Source organism: Bordetella tumbae (assembly GCF_054780995.1).
This window is the reverse complement of record NZ_BAAGVG010000011.1, coordinates 1-23,846: the sequence shown is the minus strand read 5'-3', so window position 1 is coordinate 23,846 and position 23,846 is coordinate 1. Positions and strand designations below refer to the sequence as shown.

Here is a 23,846-nt window from a genome sequence, read left to right as displayed (position 1 = left end):
CCGCTAAACCACTCGCAGCGGACGGCGACGGAGCAGTAAATCACTGACCGAGTTTACCCGCAAGTCGACATAGCTCGGACGTTGACTGTTGCGGCGGGCGAAAGGCGTGCCCGTGTGATAGACATGGACGGTTCGCAATCCGACCTGGCGAGCGCCACGCAGATTGGGCAATGTGTCTTCGACCAGGACCGCTCGTGCCGCGGGCACACCCTCGTGTGCCAGGACATACCGTAGCAAGGCGGCAGACGGCTTGGGACGAAACTCGCCATGCAAACGCATGTGCTCAATGGCCCACATGCTGTCGAAATGCCGCAAGATACCCAAGTGCCTCAGCACGTCGCGCGCGTAGTGAAAGGGCGCGTTGGTGAGCAGGACCTTGCGGCCAGGCAACTGACGCAGCTTGCCCGCCAGACCCGTCTCCGCACGGATCAACGGACCCACCTCAAAGTCATGACTCAGGCGCAGGAACGCATGGGGATCGATGCCGTGATGGCGCACCATACCAATGACGGTCGCCCCATAGCGCCGCCAATATTTCGAGCGCAATTGATTGGCCGTGTCGATATCGACATTGAGCGATTCGGCGACCGCTCGGGTCATGCCATGATCGATACGCGGAAAGATGGCGTGTGAGCAATCGTGCAGCGTGTTGTCCAGGTCGAACAACCACAGGCGTTCGGACACGCCCGTGGCCATGCGGCGCGAGCGGCGCTGACGCGCCGCGGGCCGCAACAGATAGCGCTGTGCTCGCATCAATGCGAGCTGATCATGGTGCCGACGCCTTCGTTGGTCAGGATCTCCAACAACAGGCAGTGGGGTACCCGGCCATCGACGATGTGGACGGAATTCACGCCATTTTTCGCGGCATCCAGCGATGACGAAATCTTGGGCAGCATGCCGCCAGAGATGGTGCCGTCGGCGAACAACTCGTCGATGGTCTGGGCCGACAAGGTGCGCAGCAGTTTGCCGGCCTTGTCCAGCACGCCCGGGGTGTTGGTCATCATCAGCAGTTTTTCTGCACCCAGGACCTCGGCCATTTTGCCCGCCACCACATCTGCATTGATGTTGTAGGCGGTACCGTCCTCGCCGTAGCCAATGGGCGAAATCACCGGAATGAACTGATCGTCCTGCAGGGCCTTGACCACCGCGGGCTCGACCTGCGTGATGTCGCCGACAAAACCGATGTCCAGCGGCTCGGCGGGGTTTTCCTTGTTGGCCATCAGCTTCTTTTTGGCCTGGATCAACATGCCGTCTTTACCGGTCAGACCGACGGCTTTGCCGCCTGCTTCGTTGATCATCATGACGATGTCTTGTTGGACCTGGCCGCCCAGCACCCATTCGACGACTTCCATCGTCTCGGCGTCGGTGACACGCATGCCTTGGATGAAAGTGCCTTGTTTACCGACGCGGCGCAGGGCATCGTCGATTTGCGGGCCGCCGCCGTGCACGACGACAGGGTTCAGGCCGACCAGCTTGAGCAGCACCACATCGTGGGCGAAGCTGCGTTGCAGGCGCTCTTCGGTCATGGCGTTGCCGCCGTACTTCACCACGATGGTCTTGCCATGGAATCGTCGTATATACGGCAGCGCTTCGGAAAGAACAGCCGCCTTTAGAGCAGGCGACGAAACGACGGCAGGATCGGGGGTGTCGGTCATGGCAGAAAAACTCAGTCAAAAGGTCAGAAAAAATGAAAATGCCTGCGCCGGCGCGTAGAGATCGGCGCTGCCAGGGCAAGCATACGGCAGATTGTAGACCGCGCGTATGTCATATATCCAAAACCTATGTTGTTATGCCCGACAAATAACCGCTATTCAGGTAAATTGAGGGCGTTTTTGCAACGGCCACGGCTCACGAGGCCAGTGATTGTTTACTTTACGAGGTTATTTATGCGCTTCCCCTTTGTCCGGACGGCCCTGGTGGCCTCTGCATTTTTCCTGGCTGGCGCCGCTCATGCTGAAAAGCTGGTGGTGGGTGCGACACAGGTGCCGCACGCCGAGATTCTGGAGGTCGTCAAACCCGAGCTGGCCAAAGAAGGCGTGGAATTGGACATCAAGGTGTTCAGCGACTATGTGCAGCCCAATCTGCAGTTGGCTGATAAAGAGTTGGACGCCAATTTTTTCCAGCATCAGCCATATCTGGATACCTTTAACAAGGATCGCGGTGCGAAGCTCGTGGCAGTTGGCCTGGTGCACGTCGAGCCCTTTGGCGGTTACTCGCGCAAGCTGAAATCGGTGGCTGATTTGCCCTCGGGCGCGACGGTGGCGATCCCCAATGACCCGTCCAACAGCGGCCGCGCCTTGTTGCTGCTGCAAAAACAAGGGGTGATCAAGCTGAAAGATCCGACCAATATCACGGCGACTCCGCTGGATATTGCCGAAAATCCCAAAAAATTGCAGTTCCGCGAACTCGAGGCGGCCATTTTGCCGCGCGCGCTGGATGATGTGGCGCTGGCGCTGATCAATACCAATTACGCGCTGGAAGCCGGCCTGGTGCCGACCAAGGATGCCCTGTTTATCGAGGGGGCGGATTCGCCCTACGCGAATATCGTGGCCACTCGCGAAGACAACAAGGACGCCCCGGCCATCAAGAAACTGGTCAATGCGTTGCACACTCCCGCAGTGAAGAAATTCATCGAGGAAAAATACAAGGGCGCGGTGGTGCCGGCGTTTTAAGCCAGATCTGAGAGCTGGGCTCATCCCTCGGGGTGAGCTTGGAATGGCTCAGCGGTAAAAAACCGAACCGGGATTCCGGTTCGGTTTTTTTTGTGTTGTTATGGTCTTAGATTGCGGGTTTTCCCTTATTTGCATACGTATGCAAGGCGTCGAAAGTGCAGCCACTTTATGGATTCACTGACCTTTGCAGGGATGCAAACATGATTCGCTATTTGAAGCGTGGCAGGACCGCTGCCGTAAAAACGGATGACGACGCCAAAGTCCGAGCGACTGTCGAAGGCATCATCCGAGACATCGAGGCGCGTGGCGATGAGGCGGTACGGGAGTACAGCCGCAAGTTCGACCAATGGGATCCCGCGGATTTCCGCTTGTCGCGTGCCGAAATCGAGGCGGCCCGCAAGCAGCTGTCCGATCGGGAAATCGAGGACATCGCGTTCGCGCAAACGCAGGTGCGCAATTTCGCTCAGATACAGCGCGACTCCATGCGCGAGGTTGAGGTTGAAACGTATCCGGGAGTGGTGCTGGGCCACAAGCATGTGCCGATGAATGCCGTCGGATGTTATATCCCCGGCGGCAAGTATCCGCTGCTCGCTTCGGCGCACATGAGCGTGCTGACTGCAAAGGTCGCAGGCGTAAAACGCATCGTGTCGACGGCGCCGCCCTATCAAGGTCAGCCGCATCCCGCCATCGTGACGGCCATGGACATGGCTGGTGCGGACGAGATCCTGGTGCTGGGCGGTGTGCAGGCGGTGGTGGCCATGGCGGTCGGGACACCGAGTGTGGCACCTGTGGATATGCTGGTCGGGCCCGGCAATATGTTTGTGGCCGAGGCCAAGCGCCAACTGTATGGCCGTGTAGGCATCGATCTGTTTGCGGGCCCTACGGAAACCCTGGTGATTGCCGATGACAGCGTTGATGGCGAATTGTGTGCCGTTGATCTGCTGGGTCAGGCGGAACACGGACCGACCTCGCCGGCGGTGTTGCTGACAAACAGCGAGCAACTGGCACGCGACACGCTGGCCGAAATTGAGCGTCAATTGGCGATTCTGCCAACGGCGGGCATTGCTACGGTCTCATGGGCGGATTGTGGCGAGGTCATCGTCTGCGACAGTTATGAAGAGATGCTGCAGGTCGCTGATGAGATTGCTTCCGAGCACGTGCAGGTCATGACACGGGATCCGGACTATTTCCTTAACAACATGACCAATTACGGCGCGCTGTTCCTCGGCCCGCGCACCAATGTGAGTTTTGGCGACAAAGTGATCGGCACCAATCACACGCTGCCGACCAATCGCAATGCGCGTTATACGGGCGGCTTGTGGGTAGGCAAGTTCCTGAAAACCTGCACCTATCAACGCGTGTTGACGGACGAGGCCAGCGCAGCCATGGGGGCGTATTGCTCACGCTTGTGCCATATGGAAAATTTCGCCGGACACGGCGAGCAGGCCAACATCCGCGTGCGCCGCTATGGTAATCGTCCCGATTTGCCGTGGTATCAACCGGTCGACGCCGAGGCGAGCGCATGATTGCTTTGCCTAAAGGCCCCGATTTTCGCTTGGACGGGCGTCGTGCATTGGTGACCGGTGGCAGCGGCGGGATCGGGTTGGCGGCCGCCGCCGCGCTCGGCCGCGCCGGTGCGCACGTGACGGTGGCGGCGCGGCGTGAGCCCGAGTTGATGCAGGTGTGTGAGGCGCTGCACGCCGAGGGCATCGCCTGCGCACCCTTGGTGCTGGACGTGACGGACGCTGCTGCGGTGGACCATGCCGTCGAACAGGGTGAGCCCTTCGATATCCTGGTGAACAACGCCGGGATGAATCGCCCCAAGCCTTTGGTCGAACAATCCGTCGAGGACATCGACGCCGTGCTCGATCTCAATGTAAAGGCTGCCTTTTATACCAGCCGTGCAGTCGCGCGCCGCTTATTGAAAGCAGGGCTGGCGGGGTCGATCATCAATGTCTCATCGCAGATGGGACATGTGGGGAGCCCGCGCCGGACCTTGTACTGCGCCAGTAAACATGCGCTGGAAGGGATGACGCGTGCGCTGGCGTGGGAGCTGGGTGGCGCGAATATCCGTGTGAACACGGTATGTCCGACGTTCATTGAAACGCCGATGACCGCAGGCATGCTGCAGGAGCCCGGTTTTCGGGATTGGATCTGTGCGCGTAACGCATTGGGACGTGTCGGCCGGCTGGAAGAGGTGATGGGAGCAATCGTCTTTCTGGCCAGTGACGCGTCCAGTCTGATGACAGGCAGTGCGTTGATGTTGGATGCCGGATGGACAGCCGCATGAAAACTGCACCTCGTGCCCAGGATGTCGCGGATCTGGCGCAAGTGTCCCAGTCCGCGGTGAGCCGCACCTTTACCCCCGGGGCCAGCGTGTCAGAGGAAACGCGGCGCAAGGTGCTGGCCGCGGCGCAGAGGCTGGGCTATCGGCCCAATGCCCTGGCACGCAGTCTGATTACGCGCCGCAGCCGTATCGTGGCGCTGGTGATGAGCTATCTCGAAAACCAGTTTTATCCATTGGTGATCGAAAAGCTTTCGCAGAAATTGCAGAAAGAGGGCTATCACGTCTTGATGTTCATTGCCGAGGTCGATGAGGCCGCGGACGGCGTGTTGGCGGAAATTCTGCAATATCAAGTCGATGGCATCGTGATGGCCTCGGCCATGCTGTCGTCTAACGTCGCGCAGAGTTGCGCTGAGGTCGGGGTGCCGGTGGTGCAGTTCAACCGGGTGTCCATTCTGGGTGGGCTGGCTCGGCATGCCAGCAGCTCGGTGACCTCGGACAATTATGCGGGCGGTGCCAAGGTCGCGCGGTTGCTGGTCGAACGTGGATATCGTCGCTTCGGCTATCTCGCCGGGCTGGAGGATTCGTCAACCAGCATTGAGCGGGAGCGCGGCTATCGCGATACGTTGCGGCAACTGGGACACGATGTCAGTTGCCGCGAGGTGGGGCATTACAACTTTGACCTCGCGCAGGCCGCGGTGCGTCGCATGTTTGCGGACGATGCTCGTCCCGATGCCTTGTTCGTGGGCAATGATCACATGGCCATTGCCGCCTTGGACGTGCTGCGCCAGGAGTTCGGTCTGCGTATTCCCGAGGACGTCGCTGTGGTCGGGTTTGACGATGTCCCGCAGGCGGCTTGGGGAGCGTATCAATTGACCACCGTGCGACAACAGGTCGAACCCATGGTCGATGCCACCGTCAATCTGCTGCGTGAACAGATGCAGGCCGAATTGCGGCCGCGTGACGTGGTGGTGCCTTGTGACCTCATAGAGCGCGCGACCGTCAGATCGAAACCGAAAGACAACAACCTTTAACGGCGTGTATTGAGCACGCCGACAATGATTTGCAGGAGACAACATGATCAGTCGTTTTTTTGTTACCGGACCGTCCCAAAACACAAACGCTCGCTTGGGGAGCAGCAAGCCGAAGGCGCAACGCGGGGGCTTTTTCATTCGCACCTTGATTGCTGTAGCCGCCATGGGGAGCGTTGTTCCGATGGCTCAGGCCCAAGCGAATGACGCCGCCTGGCCTACCAAAAGCATTCGATACATTGTGCCGTTCTCGCCAGGCGGGGTATCTGATGGCGTGGCCAGATTGATGGCTGAACAATTGAGTGCGCGGCTGGGGCAGTCGGTGATTGTCGAGAACAAACCAGGTGTGTCAGGGCTGGTCGGTACGCAACAGGCGGCCCGTGCCGAGCCGGATGGCTACACCGTGGTCGGCGGCACTATTACGACACATGCCGTCAATCCGTTTTTCATCAAGTCGCCCGGCTATGATCCGGTGAAGGATTTTACGCCGGTTGCGCTGGTGGGTATGGTCAGCAACGCCTTGGTGGTGCGCGCCGACAGTCCTTTCAACTCGGTACAGCAGATCATCGATGCTGCGCGTGCACAGCCAGACAGTCTGACTTACGGCACCGCGGGCGCAGGGACTTCGCAGCATTTATCTGGCCAGTTGTTCCAGTCCATCTCGGACACTCGCCTGCGTCAGATCATCTACAAGGGCGGGTCGCAGGCCATGGTGGATTTGATCGGCGGGCAAATCGATATGGTGTTTGAGACCGTCGCCGCAGCACGTCCCATGATCGATGCGAAACGCGTCAAGGTGTTGGGCGTTACCTCAGCGCAGCCCTTGGCGGATTTGCCTGGGGTCAAACCGTTGGCCGAACTCGGGCTGCCCGGCTTTGAAATGCAGTCCTGGCAGGGTATCTTCGCACCTGCAGGCACGCCCGCGCCCGTCGTAGACCGGTTGGCGCGCGAGATAGCGGAAATTGTGAAGACACCGCAAGTGCATGCCAAACTGATGACGCTGGGCGTCGCGCCCGACGGCCGGGATTCGGCTGCATTTTCGCAATTCCAGCGCAGTGAGATTGAAAAATGGGGCAAAGTGATCAAGGATGCAGGTATTCAGGCCGATTGATCACACGTCGCTGTATTCGGAGACAGTAATGACTGATGCACGTTATCCCTTGGACGGGCGGTTACCCGACATGCTGCGCAGTGGCAAGCCTCTGCGAGGTCTATTCAACGGCCTGCCCAGTCCGGCCATCGTTGAGATGTGCGCCTATGCGGGCTTTGATTTCATCATTCTGGACAACGAGCACGGCAGTGCGGATTTCGGGGTGACGGAACACATGCTGCGCGCGGCGCGCGCTACCGGCATCGTGCCCATCGTGCGCTGCTTTGAGCCGGACTTGCCGCGCATTCTGGATATGGGAGCCAGTGCGGTGCAGGTACCCATGGTCGAGAGCGTGGCGCAGGCTCAGCGTCTGGCGGACATGATTCACTACCCGCCGGTGGGCCGGCGCGGCAGCGCATTCAGTACGCGCGCTGCAGGCTACGGCGCATTTGGCGGGGCCGGGCACACGCAGCGCAGCAACGATGGCATAGGATTCATTGCCATGATTGAAACCCCAGAGGCCATTGCCGTCGCAGGAGAGATCGCCGCGGTAGATGGCGTGGACGCGGTATTTATCGGGCCAAACGATCTGGCCCATGCCATGGGACACGGCAGCGATTGGAATGCCGCACCTGTGCAACAGGCCATCGAGCGGGGCCTGAAGGCGATTGCCACGGCAGGGAAATGTCCGGGCATCATCGCACTGACACCCGCCGATGAGGAAAAGTACGGCGCTTTGGGAGCCCGGTATTTCGCCAATGTGTCGACCAGCATCATTACCAAGGCGCTGGCTCAGGCGGCCTCGGGTGGCAAAGAGGCCCAGTTGCGATACTGATCGCTGCGATCAGCCAGTCGCCAGCGCTTTTTCCAGTGTGGCGTGAAATTCCGCCATATCGTAGTCGCCGAGATAGCGTTTGATGATGTGGCCTTCCTTGTCGATCAGGAAGGCCGTGGGGGTGAGCTTGACGTCGCCAAAAGCGCGCGCAAGCTCCCCTTTGGTGTCCAGCGTCACGGGGAAGGGCAGCTTGCGCGTTTCGGCGTAATTCAACACGTAATTGGGCGGGTCGTAGCTCATGGCCACGGCCACAGCCTCATAGCCTTTGGGGGCGTATTTCTTGTACGTCTCGATGGCGCCCGGCATTTGCTTGACGCAGGTGACGCAACTCGTGGCCCAGAATTTCACCAGCACGACCTTGCCGCGCAGGTCTTGCATGCTGAATGTCTTGCCTTCGATCGTTGTGAAGGCGACATCGGGCGCGGTCGGGGCAGGGCGCCACACGAACCAGGCGCCGATGCCAGCCGCCACCAGGACGGCCAGGGAGAGAACGATTTTCTTCATCTTGTGCCTCGAGAAACCGCGGCATTCATTCCGGGGAGAAAAGGGCGTAGCCGCAAGGCGGCCGGATTAATCTGCAGGCCTATTTGATCGGCATGAGCTCGACACCGTTGGTGGCGTTGCCACTGCCGGATTCGATGGGCGCTTTGGTTTGCGACGAGGTGCTGGATGACGACGTAGTGCTCGATTTGGAGTCGCTCTGCCCGGACAGGCGCATGGCTTCTTCGCGGCTGATCGTTTCGAAGATCTTCACGACTTTGGTCACACCGCTGACGGTCGAGGCGGCGTTGGCGGCGTAGTCGCCTTCGGCTTCGGTGACCAGACCCATCATGTACACCACGCCACGATCTGTCGTGATGTCAATCGTGGCAGACGGTACATACTTGGTGTTGATCAGCTGGGTTTTGACTTTGGACGTCAGCCAGGTGTCGTTGGAGCGGGTGCTGAACGGCGCAGCGGGCCCGATATTGAGCTGATTGACCACTTTCTTGACGTGCTGGATGCTCTGGGCAATGGACGTGGCCTGGGTCTTGGCCTCTGCAGAGGGGACGTCGCCCGTCAGCAGCAGCACATTGTTGTATGAGAGCGCATTGACCCGGGCAGCGCTGCCCAGCTTGTCGCCGATCTGCTTTTCGGCCTTGAACTCGATGTTTTTGTCCTCGAGCTGAGCGCCAGAGGTGCGCCGGTCCGTGATGACGACCGCCGTCGTGGCCGCTGCGCCGCCCACGATCAGTGGAGCGCAGGCCGAGAGGGAAACCGCCGCAGTGGCGATCATGGCTGCCAGAAGCAGGGGGCGAGCAACCTTTTGAGTGTCCAACATTATTCGGTGTCTCCGAGAAGTAAGGCATCGATACCGTCACAGAGCGCATGCAACAGCAGGGAGTGAATCTCCTGGATGCGCATGGTGCGGTCATGAGGCACACATAAATTGACGTCGTGTTCGGTCAATAGTTCACTCATGACCCCGCCGCCCTTGCCTGTCAGGACGATAATGGTCATTTCGCGGTCGTGAGCGGCCTCCATGGCACGGATCACGTTGGCGGAATTGCCACTGGTGGAAATCGCGACCAGCACGTCACCCGGTTGCCCGAGCGCGCTGACTTGGCGTTCGTAGATTTCCTCAAAGCCGTAATCGTTGCCGACAGCGGTCAGAATGGCGGTATCGGTGTTCAGGGCGATGCCTGCCAGCGGCAGCCGCTCGCGTTCGAAGCGGCCGACCAGCTCAGCAATGAAATGCTGGGCGTCTGCCGCCGAGCCGCCATTGCCGCAAGCCAGAATCTTGCCATTGTTGGCCAGCGCGGCAAATAGCATATCGACCGCGCTGGCCAACGGGGCCGATAGCGCGTGCATGCTTTCTTCACAGGCAGCCATGGCGTCGCGAAAGTGCGACGTCATTCTAGAGGTCATATCCATGCGCGCATTATCTCATGGTCGCAGAGGGCGCGGCGGACGCGCCTAGGGGCAGCGGGGTGGGCTCACGATGTGTCACGTCGGTATTGGCCTGGGCGAGCAGACCGGCAAACTCAGGGCGATTGGGCGAGGCACATTTGGCGTTTGCAGGAGAGATACATGTGTCACCAAAACTATCCGCCTTTCACAGGCTGAATGCCGCCCGCAGCCATTCAATCTCATCGCCGTCAAAGGCGACCACGTCAAAGCGGGCGACCGGGGTACGGCCCTGCCAGTATCGGCGTGCCAGACCGGGCAGCAGCAATGTTGCACTGCGAATGAGGCGCGCGCGTTTCTCGGGGCCGACGCTGGCCGCGGCGCCGCCGTAGCGATTACTGGCCCGGGCGCGGACCTCCACAAAGACCAGCATGTCGCCGTCCCGCATGACGAGGTCGATTTCGCCGGCGCGGCACTGGAGATTTCGCGCTAAAGGAATCAGCCCAGCATCAATGAGCCGTTGCAACGCCCGGTCTTCATGTGCAGCGCCCACGCGTTGCGTTGGGGATACCGATGGTTCGCGCTCAAAATCGCCGTCTGGTGTGGGCGCTCGAGCCGCTCGCCGGGCGGCGGCACGACGCCGCTTGAGCTGACGCTGCTGCGCCTGCTGGGCGCGAGCATAGGCAATATCCAGAAAAGGATCAGGCATGGGGTCGGATGCCCTCGTCGTGTCGGGGCGGCTACACTGACATACTTTGCTGTTTGGTGGTGTCCCGAATGAATCAAAATGTCCCATTGGCGCAGGCAGGCGATGCCTGGAGCCGCATGGCCGAGCGCGTGACTGGCCAATACTGGCCCGAGGCCGCCTTGTACGTCGTGGCCACCCCGATCGGCAACCTGGGTGACTTGGGACTGCGCGCCTGGCAAGCTCTGGCGCAGGCGGATGTGATCGCCGCCGAAGACACGCGTTCCAGCCGCAGTTTGCTGGACGCCTGGGGAATCTCCACGCCGCTGATGGCAGCCCATCGCCATAACGAGGCCGCTGCCGCTCAGGACATTTGCCACCGTCTGGAGCAGGGCCAACGGGTCGCGCTCATCTCCGATGCGGGAGCTCCCGCGGTCAGCGACCCAGGTGCGCGCGTGGTGCGTGCTGTGCGTGCCGCGGGCTATGCCGTGGTGCCCGTGCCCGGACCCAGTGCTGTTATCACGGCCCTGATGGGCAGCGGCGTGACCTCCGATGAAAATCCTGCCTATGCCTTCGCGGGCTTTGCGCCGCACAAGGCCGTCGCGCGGCAGCGTTGGCTGCGCTCGTGGTGCGCCTTGCCTGCTCCGGTAGTGATGTTCGAGTCGCCACATCGGCTGACGGCCATGCTGGCTGATTTGCTCGAAGTATGCGGCGGACAGCGGGAACTGACGATCGCTCGCGAATTGACCAAGCGTTTCGAGCAGATCGTCACCCTGCCACTGGCGCAAGCCGCCGACTGGTTTGCCGAAGACTCTCACCGGGCCCAAGGCGAATTCGTATTGATCGTACACGCGGCACCGTCCTCCGGACATGACGAGTCCGGCCCCGACGATCCTGCGACCCTCGTATTACTCGACGCTCTGCTCGAGACATTATCCGTGCGCGACACCGCAAAGGTCGCCGCAAAAGTCACCGGCCAGCCGCGAGACGTCTTGTACGCGCTGGCATTAGCTCGCAAGGCAGACGCATGAAACTCCCTACTGCCGAACAGCGCGTGATTTATCTGGACACCGAGACACCCTTGGGCCCAATGCGCCTCGCCGCAGCATCACTGTCCAGTGCCAACGATGATTTCCCCGCATTGAGCGGCGCCTGGTTTCTGGACCAATGGGACCTGCCGGCCTACTCGGACACATGGCAAAAGCACGCCGAACACCCGATACTTTGCCAAGCCCAAACAGAGCTGGCCGAGTGGTTTGCGGGCGAACGCCGCGAATTCGACGTGCTGCTTGCCCCGCAGGGTACGCCGTTCCAACAGGCCGTCTGGCAAGCCTTATTGGCGCTTCCTTTTGGCACGACCAACAGCTATAGCGATCTCGCGTTGTCCATCGGCAAGCCCAAATCTGTCCGCGCCGCCGCCCAGGCCATCGGCCGCAACCCGATCTCGATCTTTATTCCCTGTCACCGCATCATCGGCCGCGACACCTCGCTCACCGGATTCGGCGGCGGCCTGGAACGCAAACAAGCCCTGCTCAAACATGAGGGCCACCGCTACCTGGGCCACCATCCCCGCGTGCGCCGTGTAGACAACGGGCAGCTAGACTTGCCCTGGTGATGCCGTAATCAACCTCAATAAGTCGCCAAACTAGGCAAAATCCCCGTCCGGTCCGCCACCTGCTGCGCGACATTCAACGCCGTAGCCCGATCGGTATAAGGCCCCAACCGTACCCGATACAACGAGCCATTCTGCTGCACGACCGCGGGGACATTCCCTGCCGAAGAATCCAACTGACTATTGACCCGCCGCACCAGCGCCTGCGCATTCGCAGGCTGACTGAAAGCGCCCATTTGCAGATAAACCCCTGCGGTCGGAGCCGCAGCCGGCATCGGCGTATTGGCTGCGCTCGCAATAGCGGCTCCTGCCCCTGCAGGCGCAGGAGCGGCAGTCGTCATCGACGCCACTGGCGTGGGCTCCAATTCCGTCATCGTCAGTGTCGACGCCGGCAGCGGTGTGGGCGTGACCGCCTCTGTTCCGGCGGTAGGCGCCGCCTCGCCATTAGCTGTCACCACCGTCCCCCGCGACTGCGCCAGACGGATCTCTTCGGGCAGAATGCGTTCCACCGTCACCTCGCCGCTGCCGCCGCCGATCAAGCCCAGCTTATGCGCCGCGGTATACGACAGATCCATGATGCGGCCGCGATGAAACGGGCCTCGATCATTGACCCGGACGATGATCGTGCGGCCATTGACGCTGCTGGTCACGCGCGCATAACTGGGCAGCGGCATCGTGGGATGCGCCGCCGTCATCGCGTACATGTCATAAGACTCGCCAATCGAGGTGCTGTTGCCGTGAAACTTCTTGCCATACCAGGAAGCCACACCGCGCGCCTTGTAGGGCTGGTCGGGATTCGTGATCGGCACATAGCGTTTGCCCAACACGGTGTACGGACGGTTGGCCCCGCTGGCCAGCGGCTCGATACGCGGGATCGCATCCGGCGTCGTGTCGACTTCAGCAGGCACATCTCTACCAGGCCCATCGTCTTTGTAATACCCACCGGCCTTCCGGGTGCCCGTGGACGAACAGCCTGCGATGATCACGGCCAGGCTGACCACAAGGGGTGTCAGGAGTTGGCGGGTGCGGATCACGTGTGTTCGTCCGGTAACTGGGCGCGGTGGCGTATCAACAATGGGTCGTGGTCGGCAAAGCGTTTGGCCAACTGCTCGACGACGTAGACTGAACGGTGTTGGCCACCGGTGCAACCGACCGCGACCGTCAGATAATTGCGTGTATCTTGCGTGTACTGCGGCAACCAGCGCCGCAAATAGCCCGTAATGTCGTCGATCATCTGTCCGACAACGTCAAAGCTCGCCAGCCACGTGGCGACCGGTTCGTCGCGGCCCGTCAGGGGGCGCAAATTGCGGTCATAGTAGGGATTGGGCAAACAGCGTGCATCAAATACCAGGTCAGCATCGTTGGGCACGCCGCGTTTATAAGCAAAAGACTCGAACGTCAGCACCAGCGGCGGCCGATCGTCCTGAATCAGATCGGCGATCCACGAACGCAGTTGGCCTGGCGTCAGGCCCGAGGTGTCAATGACATGCTCCTGCTCGCGCAAGGGCGCCAGCAGATCACGCTCGAGCGAGATCGCATCGAGCAGCGTGGGGGCTTGACCGCCCCGCGACAGACGGTCTGTCAGCGGGTGGCGGCGGCGAGACTCGGAATAACGCTGGACCAGTGTCTGTGTGTTGGCATCCAGGAAAATGACACGCAACGACGTGCCCATGGCGCGCAGCGCGGTGACCACGTCAGGCAGCTCCGCCAGCTCTCCGGGCGAACGGACGTCGATGGCAATAGCGACCCGCTCCAGATTTTCATCGCGCGCGCTGGAGATGAACTCGCTTAAGAAGCGCACCGGCAGATTGTCAATGCAGGTGTAGCCGGTGTCTTCGAGCATGCGCAATGCCACCGACTTGCCTGAGCCAGATATTCCGGTAATGAGGACGACTCTTAACATGACCCTGATTGTTGCATGATTTTGGCTACCCGTTCCGTACGGGATGCGTTGTGATGTAGTCAGTAGCCCGCGGGAACCGTACGAGCTTCCTGTACCTATCGGACTTGGCAGCGTAAGATGAGGCCGCCATGTCGTGCCGGCCGTTCATTGTCCTGATTTATTTCCTTCGCAGCAATCAATGTCAGCATCTTCCATGTCAGCATTCTCCTGTAGGTATCGAGTTGGATGGTCTTTGCGCTGGGCGTTCGGCCTGGCTCTGATGGCGATAAGCGTCCTGTCGCCGGTCTCAGCGCAATCTACCGCGCCGGACAAAGACATTTTGCAGCCGGACACCATGCGGGCGCGCGTCGCTGCCTGTACCGCGTGTCACGGCGAGCAGGGCAAAGCAGGAGCCGATGGCTATTACCCCCGGTTGGCCGGCAAGCCCAGCGATTATCTTTACCATCAGTTGTTGAATTTTCGTGACGGTTTAAGGCTATATCGGCCCATGACCCACTTGCTGGCGGGATTGCCGGACGATTATTTGCGCGAAATTGCCGCCTATTTTGCGGACCAGCATGTGCCGTATCCGCCTCCTGTTCGGCCGGCAGTGTCGGCCGACATGTTGGAGCACGGCCGCGTGCTGGCCATGCAGGGAGATCCCGCTCGCGGACTGCCTGCGTGCGTTGCCTGTCATGGTGCGGCGCTCAGCGGGCATTCGCCCGCGATTCCTGGTCTGCTGGGCTTGCCGCGTGACTATATCGGGGCGCAGATCGGCGGCTGGAAAAACGGACTGCGTCGCGCGGCCGTACCGGATTGCATGGCCGACGTCGCCCAGAAACTCACCCCGGAGGATATTGGTGCACTGTCGGCATGGTTGTCCTCGCGTCCGGTAGTCGAGCCATACCAACCCGACCCCGCAGGGGCCGCGACCTTGCCTGCCGAATGTGGCAGTCAGGCGCAACGCTGAGGGGCCGGCATGAAACGCATTATTCAATATGGTCTGCTGACTTTGTTCGTGGCGTGCCTGGCAGCCGTGGGTGTCTTGTACTGGATGGGTACCCGTGATGACACGGCGCCGAGTCCGGCCGTTGTGCAGGCCGGCGCGGGAGGGACTGCCGAGGGACAACAGCTGGTTGAGCAGGGGCGCTACCTGGCCAGGCTCGGTAACTGTATGGGGTGTCATACGGTGCCTGGCGGCCAAGCCTACGCAGGCGGCACGCCCATTCCCACGCCGTTCGGCACCTTGTATGGTCCGAACATTACGCCAGACTCGCAAGCCGGTATTGGCGGTTGGACTGCTGACGATTTTTGGCAAGCCCTGCACAACGGCAAGTCCAAGGACGGGAGCCTGTTGTATCCCGCCTTTCCTTATACGGAATACACCCGGGTGTCGCGTGCGGATTCGGACGCTTTGTTCGCGTTCTTGCGCACAGTGGCGCCTTCCAGCCAGCCCAGTCGAGCCCATGAGCTGAAATTCCCCTACGATCAAAGGGGCTTGTTGGCATTTTGGCGCGCTTTGTATTTCGAGCCAGGCGTGTTGCCGGTGGACGAGGGGCAATCTGTTCAATGGAATCGTGGCCGCTATCTGGTCGAGGGGTTGGGACACTGCGCCGCATGCCATGCGCCGCGCAACAGCCTGGGGGCGACGCAGGCTGCAGACGGGTTGGCCGGAGGCATGATCGCGGGGTTGGATTGGTATGCCCCTGCGCTGACCGCCGACCCGGTGAGGGGGTTGGGAAAATGGGACGCCCAAGACATCGCAACGTTATTGCGCACAGGAATGGCGCCGCACTCGACAGCCAGCGGGCCCATGGCCGAAGTGGTGCTGGGCAGTTCGCAATATCTGAGCGAGGACGACGCTTTAGCCATGGGGACGTATCTGAAGTCCTTGCCGGTCGCGCAAAGCGGTCCCGTGTCCAATGGCCAGTCCGACGTGGCCGCTCAGCCCTCGACCGCGGTCATGGACCGTGGCGGAAAGTTGTATGCCCAGTATTGCGCACAATGCCATCAAGAGCAGGGCCAAGGCAGTGGCCTGGCCTGGCCGCCATTAGCGGGTAACCCCACGGTGACTGCGCCGTCACCGGTCAATGCGATTCGTCTGGTGCTGGATGGCGCCTTTGCGCCGGCGACGGCAGCTAACCCGCGGCCACATGGCATGCCGCCCTTTGGTCAGGTCCTGGGGGACACTGATATTGCCGCGCTGGTCTCGTTTATCCGATTCAGTTGGGACAACCGGGCCAGCGCGGTGACGGCGTTCGAGGTCAAGCGTGTGCGGGATGCCTCGCGTTGAGCTGAGTGCGTTTACTTGCTGCTTTGCAGGATCGCCATGGCCTGGCGTTCCATGAACTCGCCCAGCGTGTCGATGCCGCGCAGTTTCAGGATGGTATTGCGCACGGCGGCCTCGACCAGCACGGCCAGATTGCGGCCGGCAGCCACTTGCAGCATAACTTTGCGCACGGGCAGGCCCAGCATGTCCTGCGTGATGTCTTGCAAGGGCAGGCGCTCGAATTTGTCTTGAGCAGTCGCACGCACCAAATGCACGATGAGCTTCAGGCGCATTTTGCGGCGAACGGAGGTCTCGCCAAAAATGGTGCGGATATCCAGCAATCCGAGTCCGCGTACCTCGAGCATGTTTTGCAGCAGAGGCGGGCAATGGCCCTCGATCATGTTCGGCGCAATACGCGAAAACTCCACGGCATCATCGGCGACCAGGCCGTGTCCGCGAGAGATCAATTCCAGCGCCAATTCGCTTTTGCCCAGCCCCGACTCGCCGGTGATGAGCACCCCCAGGCCCAGCACGTCCATGAAGACTCCATGTACGGTGGTCGTGGGTGCGAGTTTTTTGCTGAGGTAGATGCGCAGCAGATCGATCAGTTGAGCGGCGGCGACCGGCGTCGATAGCAGGGGGACCTGATGCTGTTCGCATTGGTCGATCAGATCCTGCGTTGGCGTCAGGCCATCGGCCAGCAAAATGGCCGGCACGCCACCGAGCAAGAGCTCGTCCATGAGATGGGTGCGGCGGCGCCGGTCGATGCGCTGGTAGTAGGCGATTTCCTCTTGGCCAAAGACCTGGACGCGGGAGGGGTGGATGAGGTTCAGGTGGCCGACCAGGTCGGCGGCCGCCATGCCATCGTCAGGAATCGCCCGTTGGGCCGCATTTTGGCCCGCGATCCAGTTGAGGGGAATATCACCGACGTTGTCGTCGATCAGTTCCTGCACCGTCAGCATGGCTTTGTCCCGCGATATCAGCGTTGGCCGGTGGTCAGCATGCGGTGGACTTCGGCCGGATCGGTTTCCGTGGCCAAGGCCTCGCGCAGGGCTTTGTTGGACATGAGCTGGGCTAACTCGGCCAGAATGTCCAGATGCTGTTGAGTCGCCGTTTCAGGCACGAGCAGACACATCAGCATGGCGACCGGTTCGCCGTCGGGGGCATCGAACGGAATAGGCTGAGCCAGCCGCACGAAAGCGGCCAACGGCGTCTCCAGCCCCTTGACGCGGCCATGAGGCACGGCCACGCCCTGGCCCAGGGCGGTAGACCCCAGGCGTTCGCGGGCAAACAGGCTGTCGAACACGACTGTTCGGGCCAGACCGTGATGGTTTTCAAAGAGTAGCCCGGCCTGCTCGAATGCTCGTTTCTTGCTGGTAACGGCCATATCGAGCACAACGTTGCCGGCGGGTAGGATGCGCGACAAATGATTCATGCGGGTCATTATAGGGTTTTATGCCGCAGTGCAAAAAAGCCTCCACGCTGCGCCCTCGGCTTGCTGCCCTCCGAGGGGAGCTTTTTGCCTTGGGGGCGGCCCGGCGGCAAAGTCGCTGCGGTCGCTCGCCTGTTTGAATCCGAAAGCATAGTCGGTTCGGGGCAAGAATGAAAAGGGGGACGAGTCGAGTCCGGGGAATAAACCGGTGACGAGGGCTTTCGAGGGGGGAGGGGGAGTAACTTGCCGATGCCCCGGCGGGATCTCTCATCCTGCGGGACACCGGTGTCAGCATGATCCGTCGAGCGGATCTGGGATTGGGCTAGGTCGCTTTATAAGCGGGCCCGTCGTGCTACAGAGGCCTCATGGGGAAGGCGGCGCGCTAAAGTCCGTCTGTCTTTTGACGGATTCAGCCGTATGGCTTTGCACCTTGTCTTTGTGTTTCAGGACTTGACGGTCGATCTTGTCGGCCAGAAGGTCGATCGCTGCATAGAGGTTTTCATCCACGGCTTCGCAATGGATGTCTTTGCCACGCAGTCTCATCGTGATTTCGGCTCTATGCCGCAGGGGCTCTACTGAGAGCATAACCTGGGTATCGATCACGTGATCGAAATGCCGCAGCACTCGCGCCAGTTTGTTCATGACATATTCCCGGATGGCCGGGGTGACGTCGAGATGACGACCGCAGATGCTCAGGTTCATAGTGCGCTCTCCTTCTATATCAAAGAGAAGTTTGCCGTCAGGCCGTCCGTGGGCAAACGCGCTCCCTCGGGGGAGCAGCAAGCCGAAGGTGCGGCGAGGGCATTACAGGTGCGCTTATCGCGCGGGAAAGTGAATAAAAGGGTCTCCTGTAGGAAAGATGAAATGGAACTCTGTTAGTACTAGTGTATAGACTCTGTCGGGTAAAACAAGTCGGGTTCGCAGCAATTATTTTGCTTACATCCGGAAATGCTCACCCAGGTAAACGCGGCGTACTGCAGGGTCGCCCACGATTTCGTCAGGTTGGCCGTCGGTGAGGACTTTGCCCTCGCTGATGATGTAGGCGCGGTCGCAAATACCCAGCGTTTCACGTACGTTGTGATCAGTGATCAGAACGCCGATCCCGCGGCCTTTCAGAAAACGAACGATGCGCTGAATCTCGATCACGGCGATCGGATCGACCCCCGCAAAAGGCTCATCCAGCAGAATGAAACGCGGCCGCGTGGCCAGGGCGCGCGCGATCTCTACACGGCGGCGCTCGCCACCGGACAAGGAAATGGCAGCGCTGCCGCGGATGTGACCGATCTGCAGTTCGTCGAGCAGCGTTTCGAGCTGTTCTTTGATTTGCGGTTCGGCGAGGGTTTTGCCCTCTGCAGTGATTTGTAATTCCAGAACCGCCCGGATGTTTTGTTCGACCGTCAGGCGCCGGAATACCGATGCGTCCTGAGGCAAGTACGACAACCCCATGCGAGCCCGCTTGTGAATCGGCATGGAGGTGATGGGCGAGCCATCGATTTCGATACGGCCTGAGTCGGCAGGTACCAGACCGACGATCATGTAGAAACTGGTCGTCTTGCCGGCGCCGTTGGGACCCAGCAGACCCACCACTTCGCCGCTGACGACGGATAGCGAGACGTCTTGCACGACGGTGCGGCCGTTGTAGACCTTGCGCAGGCCCGTGGCCCGCAGGCTGCCTTGCTTGACTCCTGCAGTGGCGGGCGACGGAGACGGGGTGCGAGGATCAGTCATTGCAGCGGTACTGAGAGACGAAGAAGAATTAGCCATTAGTTTGTTTGGCCTTTTTGTTGCCCTTGGCACGGCATTCGGCCACTGCCGCATCGGCCTTGGAGCGCGGCTCGACGACTGAGCGCACGCGGCCTCCAGGGGCAGAAGAGTTGGCGCCACCTTGCGCTTGGTAAACGCCGGTTTTTTCGTTGTAGCGTACCCGTTCGCCGCGGATCGTGTCGAACTGTTTGCCGCAGATATAGCGGATCACCACGGCCTGGCCTATCAGGTCGAACTGACTTTTGTTGCTGTCGTATTCGGCGCGCAGGCCCGTGCCTTCGATGACGTCAAAGGTCTCGGGACGCTCTTGGCGGATCGTGACGATTTTGCCCTTGTTCGCAATGGCTGTACCGTGCTGGTTGCCCGCCTCGTCCTCATTGACCTCGAGCTTGTCGGCTGTCAGTTTCATGAGCCCGCGCGTGAGCACCACATTACCCGTGAACACGCTTTGGCGCTTGAGATCGTCATAGTGCAGCGTGTCCGACAAAATCAGGGTGCTGGGGTCTTCGGCCGAATCGCCTTGCTGTTGCGCGTGAGCGATGCCGCCCATGCCCACCAACAGCGTTGTCAGGAGCAAGGCGCCGGCGCGTGCCACGCGGTGGCGGCAAGCCGAGGGCGTGACATGGGGAGAAGTTCTGTCTGTCATGGGTCAGTTCTGGTTGGCGCCGTTTCGAGTACGGCCACGTGTTTCGGAACCGGAAATCTCGACGTCGGTCGACGCGGAGACCTGGAGTTGCCGGGTCTTGTTGTTGTAGTGCATGCCAGTGCCGCTCATGCGCGAATTGCCTTTGAGGACGACGGCAGGCAGATCGGTATAAATGACATCCTCATCAGGCAAGATGATGAGCTGTTCGCTGCGTACGTCAAGTGCATCGTTTTGAGCATCCTGCTGACGGTGCAAGTGGGCCTGGCCGTTCATGACGATGCGTTCGCCGCCCTTTTCCATGACGGCGGTATTGGCCGTGCCGACAGTGATGGGGTTGGCCTCCTGCTGGCCAACCGCACGCGGGGCGGTGACATGGTACGAATCGTCGTCGGGAAAGTGTTCGGCGTATTTGCCTTCCATGCGATTAATGGGTTTGCCCTCGGGATTCGTGCGCAGCATGACAAAATCGCGTGCCCAGGAGTCCATTTCGTGCGTCAGGCGGCGTGGGGGATCGACGGGAATGGCGCGTTGCGCGTAGTCGGCGGCCCACCAGGTGCAGGCCACCAGTGCAATCAACAACAATAATGCTATCAGTGCGGGAAGTCGCTCTTTCATGCCTGGCCGATGAGTTATTGGATGGCGCCCGCGCCCAGCAGGCCCGGCGCCATCATGAAGGGTCCGAGCCGGCCCTGCGAGGCCAGCAGCAGGTCGCAGCATTCGCGTACGGCACCGCTGCCGCCGGGCTGCGAGGCGACCCAATGCGCTGCCTGAGTGATATAGCCGGGGGCGTTGGGCACGCTGGCGGCAAAGCCGGCGCGCTGCATGGCCGGGAGGTCGATGATGTCATCGCCCATGAACCCGGTCTGGTTGAGCGCGACGGCATGCCGCTGGGCAAGTTCTGTCAGGGCAGCGGCTTTGTCGCGGATACCTTGCATGACATCGGCAATGCCGAGCTCGGCTGCGCGACGGCTCACGATAGGGCCCGAACGGCCGGTAACGAGCGCGATTTTCAGGCCACCCTCGGTGAGCAGGCGCAGGCCATGGCCGTCCAGGGTATTGAAACGTTTGAGTGCTTCGCCGTTTTCGCCGTAGTACAGGCTGCCGTCGGTCAGTACGCCGTCCACGTCAAAGACCATCAAGCGCACGGCGGCGGCGCGTTCACGCACGGCTGGCGCAATGCGGGCCAGCACCAGGGCTTCGGCGGGGTGAGGCGAAGAGCGAGGGATATTCATGTTCATACTACCTTGGCTGCCATCAGATCGTGCATATGCAAAGCGCCCAGCAAGGCCCCATCGGCGTCGACAACCAGCATCTGGTTGAGCCGCTGCTCGTCCATCAGGCGGGCGGCATCGACGGCCAGCGCATCGGGGCCTATGCTGCGCGGCATCCGGGTCATGCCTTGGGCGACGGTCAGATTGCGGATGTCGCCATGGCGTTCGATGAGGCGACGCAAGTCGCCGTCGGTGAAGATTCCGACCGGTTTGCTCGACGAATCTAACACGATGGTCATGCCCATGCCTTTTGCGGACATTTCTTCGAGGGCGGTGAACAGCTTGGCGTCCTCCGCGACCAGGGGCAGGGCTGCGCCATCGCGCATGACGTCGCGTACGTGAGTCAGCAAACGGCGGCCCAGGGTGCCGCCGGGATGCGAGCGGGCAAAGTCCTCGGGGCCGAAACCTCGAGCTTCCAGGCAGGCGACAGCCAATGCGTCGCCCAAAGCCAGGGCGGTCGTGGTGCTGGCCGTGGGGGCCAGATTCAGCGGGCAGGCCTCTTGGGCCACGCTGGTGTCCAGGTGCAGATCTGCCAATTGCGCCAATTCGGACGCCGGGTTGCCCGTGATGGCGACCAGGCGGGCGCCCATGCGGCGCGCAACGGGCAGGATGGTGAGCAATTCCTGGCCCGAGCCGGAGTGTGACACCGCGATCAGGACGTCATCGCGGGTGATCATGCCCAGGTCGCCGTGTATGGCCTCGGCCGCATGGACAAAAAACGCGGGTGTTCCGGTCGAGGCGAAGGTGGCGGCGATTTTGCGGGCGATATGGCCAGTCTTGCCGATGCCGCTGACGACAACCCGGCCGCGACAGGCCAGGAGCAGTTCCACGACGCGCGTAAAGTCGCCGTCCAGCCGGGCGGACAGGTCGATGATGGCCTGGGCCTCGATTTGCAGCGTGCGGCGTGCCGAATTGAGTGCCGTGTCAGGCGATAGGGTGGGATGATCGGTCATGAGCGGATTTTAATCGCAGTATGGTCAGTTGCCGCCGGTCGGGGGCTATGGCATGCTGGCGCGGCAAAATTTCGTTTTTACTCGTTTTTTCACTTAGACAGGTTTCTCATCATGTCCTCGTTTCCCGCGCCCGTGCTGGGCACGCCCTTGTCCCCTTCGGCTACCCGCGTCATGCTGCTGGGTAGCGGCGAACTCGGCAAGGAAGTCATCGTTGCGTTGCAGCGGCTTGGTGTCGAGGTCATTGCTGTCGATCGCTATGCCGATGCGCCGGGACATCAGGTCGCACATCGTGCACATGTGGTCACCATGACGGATCCCGAGGCCTTGCGACGCGTGATTGAACAAGAACATCCCGATGTGGTGGTACCCGAGATCGAGGCGATTGCGACCGATGTGTTGGTGGCGTTGGAGGCTGCTGGCGCTATGCGCGTTACCCCGACTGCGCGGGCGGCGCAACTGACGATGAATCGCGAGGGCATCCGCCGCCTGGCGGCGGAAACGCTGAAATTGCCGACTTCGCCCTATCGCTTTGTCGACACCGAGCCGGCGCTGCGCGAGGCCATCGAGGGCGGTATCGGCTATCCCTGCGTGGTCAAGCCGGTGATGTCCTCGTCGGGCAAGGGGCAGTCGGTGATTCACGGGCCGGACGAAATTGCCGCTGCCTGGCAGTATTCCCAGGAAGGGGGGCGTGTCGGGGCGGGCCGGATCATTGTCGAGGGGTTCATCAAGTTCGATTATGAAATCACGTTGCTGACCGTACGTGCGCGAGCCGCCGATGGCACTATCGAAACGTATTTCTGCGATCCGATCGGCCATCATCAAGTGGACGGCGATTATGTGGAGAGCTGGCAACCGCATCCGATGTCACCGGCTGCGCTGGAGCGCGCCCGCGACATCGCCCGCGCCATCACAGGGGATCTGGGCGGCATGGGGGTCTTTGGCGTCGAGCTGTTTGTGGCGGGCGATGAGGTCTGGTTTTCCGAGGTCAGCCCCCGGCCGCATGACACCGGGATGGTAACCATGATTTCGCAGGTGCAAAGCGAATTCGAACTGCACGCGCGCGCCTTGCTGGGTTTGCCGGTCGATACGTCACTGCGTCAACCCGGGGCCAGCAGCGTCATTTACGGAGGTGTCGAGACCAAGGGAGTGACGTTCCATAATGTTGCCCAGGCGCTGGCCGAGCCGGGTACCGATCTGCGGCTATTCGGCAAGCCGGAGTCTTTTGTCAAACGTCGCATGGGCGTGGCATTGGCGGTTGCCGATGACGTGGATGCGGCTCGGGAAAAGGCCAAGCGCGTGTCTTCGACGGTGGTCGTCCAGGCCTGACCCCGTTTGCATGCATAATGCCGTGGCACCGATGCCTGCCACGGTGAAAGCGTCTCCTCAGGAGGGGGGCTGCAAGACGAAGGCGCAGCCGTAGGGGCATTTTTTCCGTCACGGTTGTAGTCTGTGGCATGCGTGGAGTGGAGTTCTTTTGGCGCAGGAGGTCGGCGTGTAAAAGCCCCGCCGGGCCTATCGCCGCGACTCGGCCCA

27 protein-coding genes are annotated in these 23,846 nt (G+C 61.0%); 11 read left to right on the top strand and 16 right to left on the bottom strand.

Annotated features, from left to right (window positions below; genetic code table 11):
* Positions 1–3 precede the first annotated feature (3 nt).
* Both ACYVI2_RS08680 and argB read right to left on the bottom strand, forming a co-directional pair.
* Positions 4–753: an HAD family hydrolase gene (locus tag ACYVI2_RS08680; protein ID WP_460490293.1), complete on the bottom strand. Its 750-nt coding sequence runs from the start codon at positions 751–753 to the stop codon at positions 4–6.
* Positions 753–1,655, bottom strand: a complete 903-nt coding sequence (gene argB, locus ACYVI2_RS08675; RefSeq protein ID WP_415822291.1) for an acetylglutamate kinase — start codon at positions 1,653–1,655, stop codon at positions 753–755. Before argB ends, ACYVI2_RS08680 begins: the two co-directional genes overlap by 1 nt.
* 231 nt (positions 1,656–1,886) lie before the next feature.
* On the opposite strand from argB, the gene ACYVI2_RS08670 reads away from it, so the two are divergent.
* The 6 genes from ACYVI2_RS08670 to ACYVI2_RS08645 all read left to right on the top strand — a co-directional run bounded on the left by ACYVI2_RS08670 (position 1,887) and on the right by ACYVI2_RS08645 (position 7,912).
* Positions 1,887–2,672 (top strand): MetQ/NlpA family ABC transporter substrate-binding protein, encoded by a 786-nt coding sequence (locus ACYVI2_RS08670; protein ID WP_415822290.1) that lies wholly within the window; start codon positions 1,887–1,889, stop codon positions 2,670–2,672.
* Positions 2,673–2,872: 200 nt separating this feature from the next.
* Positions 2,873–4,198 carry a histidinol dehydrogenase gene (gene hisD, locus ACYVI2_RS08665; protein WP_415822289.1) on the top strand — a complete coding sequence of 442 codons (1,326 nt, stop codon included), beginning with the start codon at positions 2,873–2,875 and terminating at the stop codon, positions 4,196–4,198.
* Positions 4,195–4,962, top strand: coding sequence for an SDR family NAD(P)-dependent oxidoreductase (locus tag ACYVI2_RS08660; protein WP_415822288.1), 768 nt, complete (start codon positions 4,195–4,197; stop codon positions 4,960–4,962). The genes hisD and ACYVI2_RS08660 overlap by 4 nt, the downstream gene beginning before the upstream one ends.
* A complete protein-coding gene (locus ACYVI2_RS08655; protein ID WP_415822287.1) occupies positions 4,959–5,990 on the top strand; it encodes a LacI family DNA-binding transcriptional regulator in 1,032 nt (343 codons plus the stop codon). The genes ACYVI2_RS08660 and ACYVI2_RS08655 overlap by 4 nt, the downstream gene beginning before the upstream one ends.
* A gap of 163 nt (positions 5,991–6,153) precedes the next feature.
* Positions 6,154–7,098, top strand: coding sequence for a Bug family tripartite tricarboxylate transporter substrate binding protein (locus ACYVI2_RS08650; RefSeq protein WP_415822296.1), 945 nt, complete (start codon positions 6,154–6,156; stop codon positions 7,096–7,098).
* A 28-nt stretch (positions 7,099–7,126) separates the two neighbouring features.
* A complete protein-coding gene (locus ACYVI2_RS08645; RefSeq protein ID WP_415822285.1) occupies positions 7,127–7,912 on the top strand; it encodes an HpcH/HpaI aldolase family protein in 786 nt (261 codons plus the stop codon).
* Between the two features lie 9 nt (positions 7,913–7,921).
* On the opposite strand, the gene ACYVI2_RS08640 is transcribed toward ACYVI2_RS08645, so the two are convergent.
* The 4 genes from ACYVI2_RS08640 to ACYVI2_RS08625 all read right to left on the bottom strand — a co-directional run bounded on the left by ACYVI2_RS08640 (position 7,922) and on the right by ACYVI2_RS08625 (position 10,508).
* Positions 7,922–8,416 carry a peroxiredoxin family protein gene (locus ACYVI2_RS08640; RefSeq protein ID WP_415822284.1) on the bottom strand — a complete coding sequence of 165 codons (495 nt, stop codon included), beginning with the start codon at positions 8,414–8,416 and terminating at the stop codon, positions 7,922–7,924.
* A gap of 79 nt (positions 8,417–8,495) precedes the next feature.
* The gene (locus ACYVI2_RS08635; protein WP_415822295.1) at positions 8,496–9,236 is read right to left on the bottom strand and encodes a BON domain-containing protein; all 741 of its coding nucleotides are present in this window, start codon (positions 9,234–9,236) and stop codon (positions 8,496–8,498) included.
* Positions 9,233–9,826: a phosphoheptose isomerase gene (locus ACYVI2_RS08630; RefSeq protein WP_415808724.1), complete on the bottom strand. Its 594-nt coding sequence runs from the start codon at positions 9,824–9,826 to the stop codon at positions 9,233–9,235. Before ACYVI2_RS08630 ends, ACYVI2_RS08635 begins: the two co-directional genes overlap by 4 nt.
* 181 nt (positions 9,827–10,007) lie before the next feature.
* Entirely contained in the window at positions 10,008–10,508 is a 501-nt protein-coding gene (locus tag ACYVI2_RS08625) for a YraN family protein (protein ID WP_415822283.1), read from the bottom strand.
* 68 nt (positions 10,509–10,576) lie between these two features.
* Between ACYVI2_RS08625 and rsmI the strand changes: the two genes are divergently transcribed.
* A complete protein-coding gene (gene rsmI, locus ACYVI2_RS08620) occupies positions 10,577–11,515 on the top strand; it encodes a 16S rRNA (cytidine(1402)-2'-O)-methyltransferase (protein ID WP_415822281.1) in 939 nt (312 codons plus the stop codon).
* Positions 11,512–12,099 (top strand): methylated-DNA--[protein]-cysteine S-methyltransferase, encoded by a 588-nt coding sequence (locus ACYVI2_RS08615; protein WP_415822280.1) that lies wholly within the window; start codon positions 11,512–11,514, stop codon positions 12,097–12,099. The genes rsmI and ACYVI2_RS08615 overlap by 4 nt, the downstream gene beginning before the upstream one ends.
* A gap of 14 nt (positions 12,100–12,113) precedes the next feature.
* Here ACYVI2_RS08615 and ACYVI2_RS08610 read toward each other — a convergent pair whose 3' ends face one another.
* Both ACYVI2_RS08610 and rapZ read right to left on the bottom strand, forming a co-directional pair.
* Entirely contained in the window at positions 12,114–13,130 is a 1,017-nt protein-coding gene (locus ACYVI2_RS08610) for a septal ring lytic transglycosylase RlpA family protein (RefSeq protein ID WP_415822279.1), read from the bottom strand.
* Positions 13,127–13,999: an RNase adapter RapZ gene (rapZ, locus tag ACYVI2_RS08605; RefSeq protein ID WP_415822277.1), complete on the bottom strand. Its 873-nt coding sequence runs from the start codon at positions 13,997–13,999 to the stop codon at positions 13,127–13,129. Before rapZ ends, ACYVI2_RS08610 begins: the two co-directional genes overlap by 4 nt.
* Before the next feature lie 259 nt (positions 14,000–14,258).
* Between rapZ and ACYVI2_RS08600 the strand changes: the two genes are divergently transcribed.
* Together ACYVI2_RS08600 and ACYVI2_RS08595 are read left to right on the top strand one after the other, a co-directional pair.
* The gene (locus ACYVI2_RS08600) at positions 14,259–14,948 is read left to right on the top strand and encodes a c-type cytochrome (protein WP_415822276.1); all 690 of its coding nucleotides are present in this window, start codon (positions 14,259–14,261) and stop codon (positions 14,946–14,948) included.
* Between the two features lie 9 nt (positions 14,949–14,957).
* The gene (locus ACYVI2_RS08595; protein ID WP_415822274.1) at positions 14,958–16,271 is read left to right on the top strand and encodes a c-type cytochrome; all 1,314 of its coding nucleotides are present in this window, start codon (positions 14,958–14,960) and stop codon (positions 16,269–16,271) included.
* A gap of 11 nt (positions 16,272–16,282) precedes the next feature.
* Here ACYVI2_RS08595 and hprK read toward each other — a convergent pair whose 3' ends face one another.
* The 8 genes from hprK to ACYVI2_RS08555 all read right to left on the bottom strand — a co-directional run bounded on the left by hprK (position 16,283) and on the right by ACYVI2_RS08555 (position 22,313).
* Positions 16,283–17,209, bottom strand: coding sequence for an HPr(Ser) kinase/phosphatase (gene hprK, locus ACYVI2_RS08590; RefSeq protein ID WP_415822273.1), 927 nt, complete (start codon positions 17,207–17,209; stop codon positions 16,283–16,285).
* 17 nt (positions 17,210–17,226) lie between these two features.
* Entirely contained in the window at positions 17,227–17,682 is a 456-nt protein-coding gene (locus tag ACYVI2_RS08585) for a PTS sugar transporter subunit IIA (RefSeq protein WP_415822272.1), read from the bottom strand.
* A gap of 360 nt (positions 17,683–18,042) precedes the next feature.
* A complete protein-coding gene (gene hpf, locus ACYVI2_RS08580; protein WP_094819663.1) occupies positions 18,043–18,381 on the bottom strand; it encodes a ribosome hibernation-promoting factor, HPF/YfiA family in 339 nt (112 codons plus the stop codon).
* Between the two features lie 234 nt (positions 18,382–18,615).
* Complete coding sequence (gene lptB, locus ACYVI2_RS08575; protein WP_415822270.1) at positions 18,616–19,407, bottom strand: LPS export ABC transporter ATP-binding protein; 792 nt, start codon at positions 19,405–19,407, stop codon at positions 18,616–18,618.
* Between the two features lie 28 nt (positions 19,408–19,435).
* Positions 19,436–19,993, bottom strand: coding sequence for a lipopolysaccharide transport periplasmic protein LptA (lptA, locus tag ACYVI2_RS08570; protein ID WP_415822294.1), 558 nt, complete (start codon positions 19,991–19,993; stop codon positions 19,436–19,438).
* A gap of 99 nt (positions 19,994–20,092) precedes the next feature.
* Positions 20,093–20,704 carry an LPS export ABC transporter periplasmic protein LptC gene (lptC, locus tag ACYVI2_RS08565; protein WP_415822269.1) on the bottom strand — a complete coding sequence of 204 codons (612 nt, stop codon included), beginning with the start codon at positions 20,702–20,704 and terminating at the stop codon, positions 20,093–20,095.
* A 14-nt stretch (positions 20,705–20,718) separates the two neighbouring features.
* Entirely contained in the window at positions 20,719–21,327 is a 609-nt protein-coding gene (locus ACYVI2_RS08560) for a KdsC family phosphatase (protein ID WP_415822267.1), read from the bottom strand.
* Positions 21,324–22,313, bottom strand: a complete 990-nt coding sequence (locus ACYVI2_RS08555; protein WP_415822265.1) for a KpsF/GutQ family sugar-phosphate isomerase — start codon at positions 22,311–22,313, stop codon at positions 21,324–21,326. Before ACYVI2_RS08555 ends, ACYVI2_RS08560 begins: the two co-directional genes overlap by 4 nt.
* Before the next feature lie 111 nt (positions 22,314–22,424).
* Here ACYVI2_RS08555 and purT point away from each other — a divergent pair, with 111 nt between their 5' ends.
* The gene (gene purT / locus ACYVI2_RS08550; protein ID WP_415822264.1) at positions 22,425–23,639 is read left to right on the top strand and encodes a formate-dependent phosphoribosylglycinamide formyltransferase; all 1,215 of its coding nucleotides are present in this window, start codon (positions 22,425–22,427) and stop codon (positions 23,637–23,639) included.
* Positions 23,640–23,846: the final 207 nt, after the last annotated feature.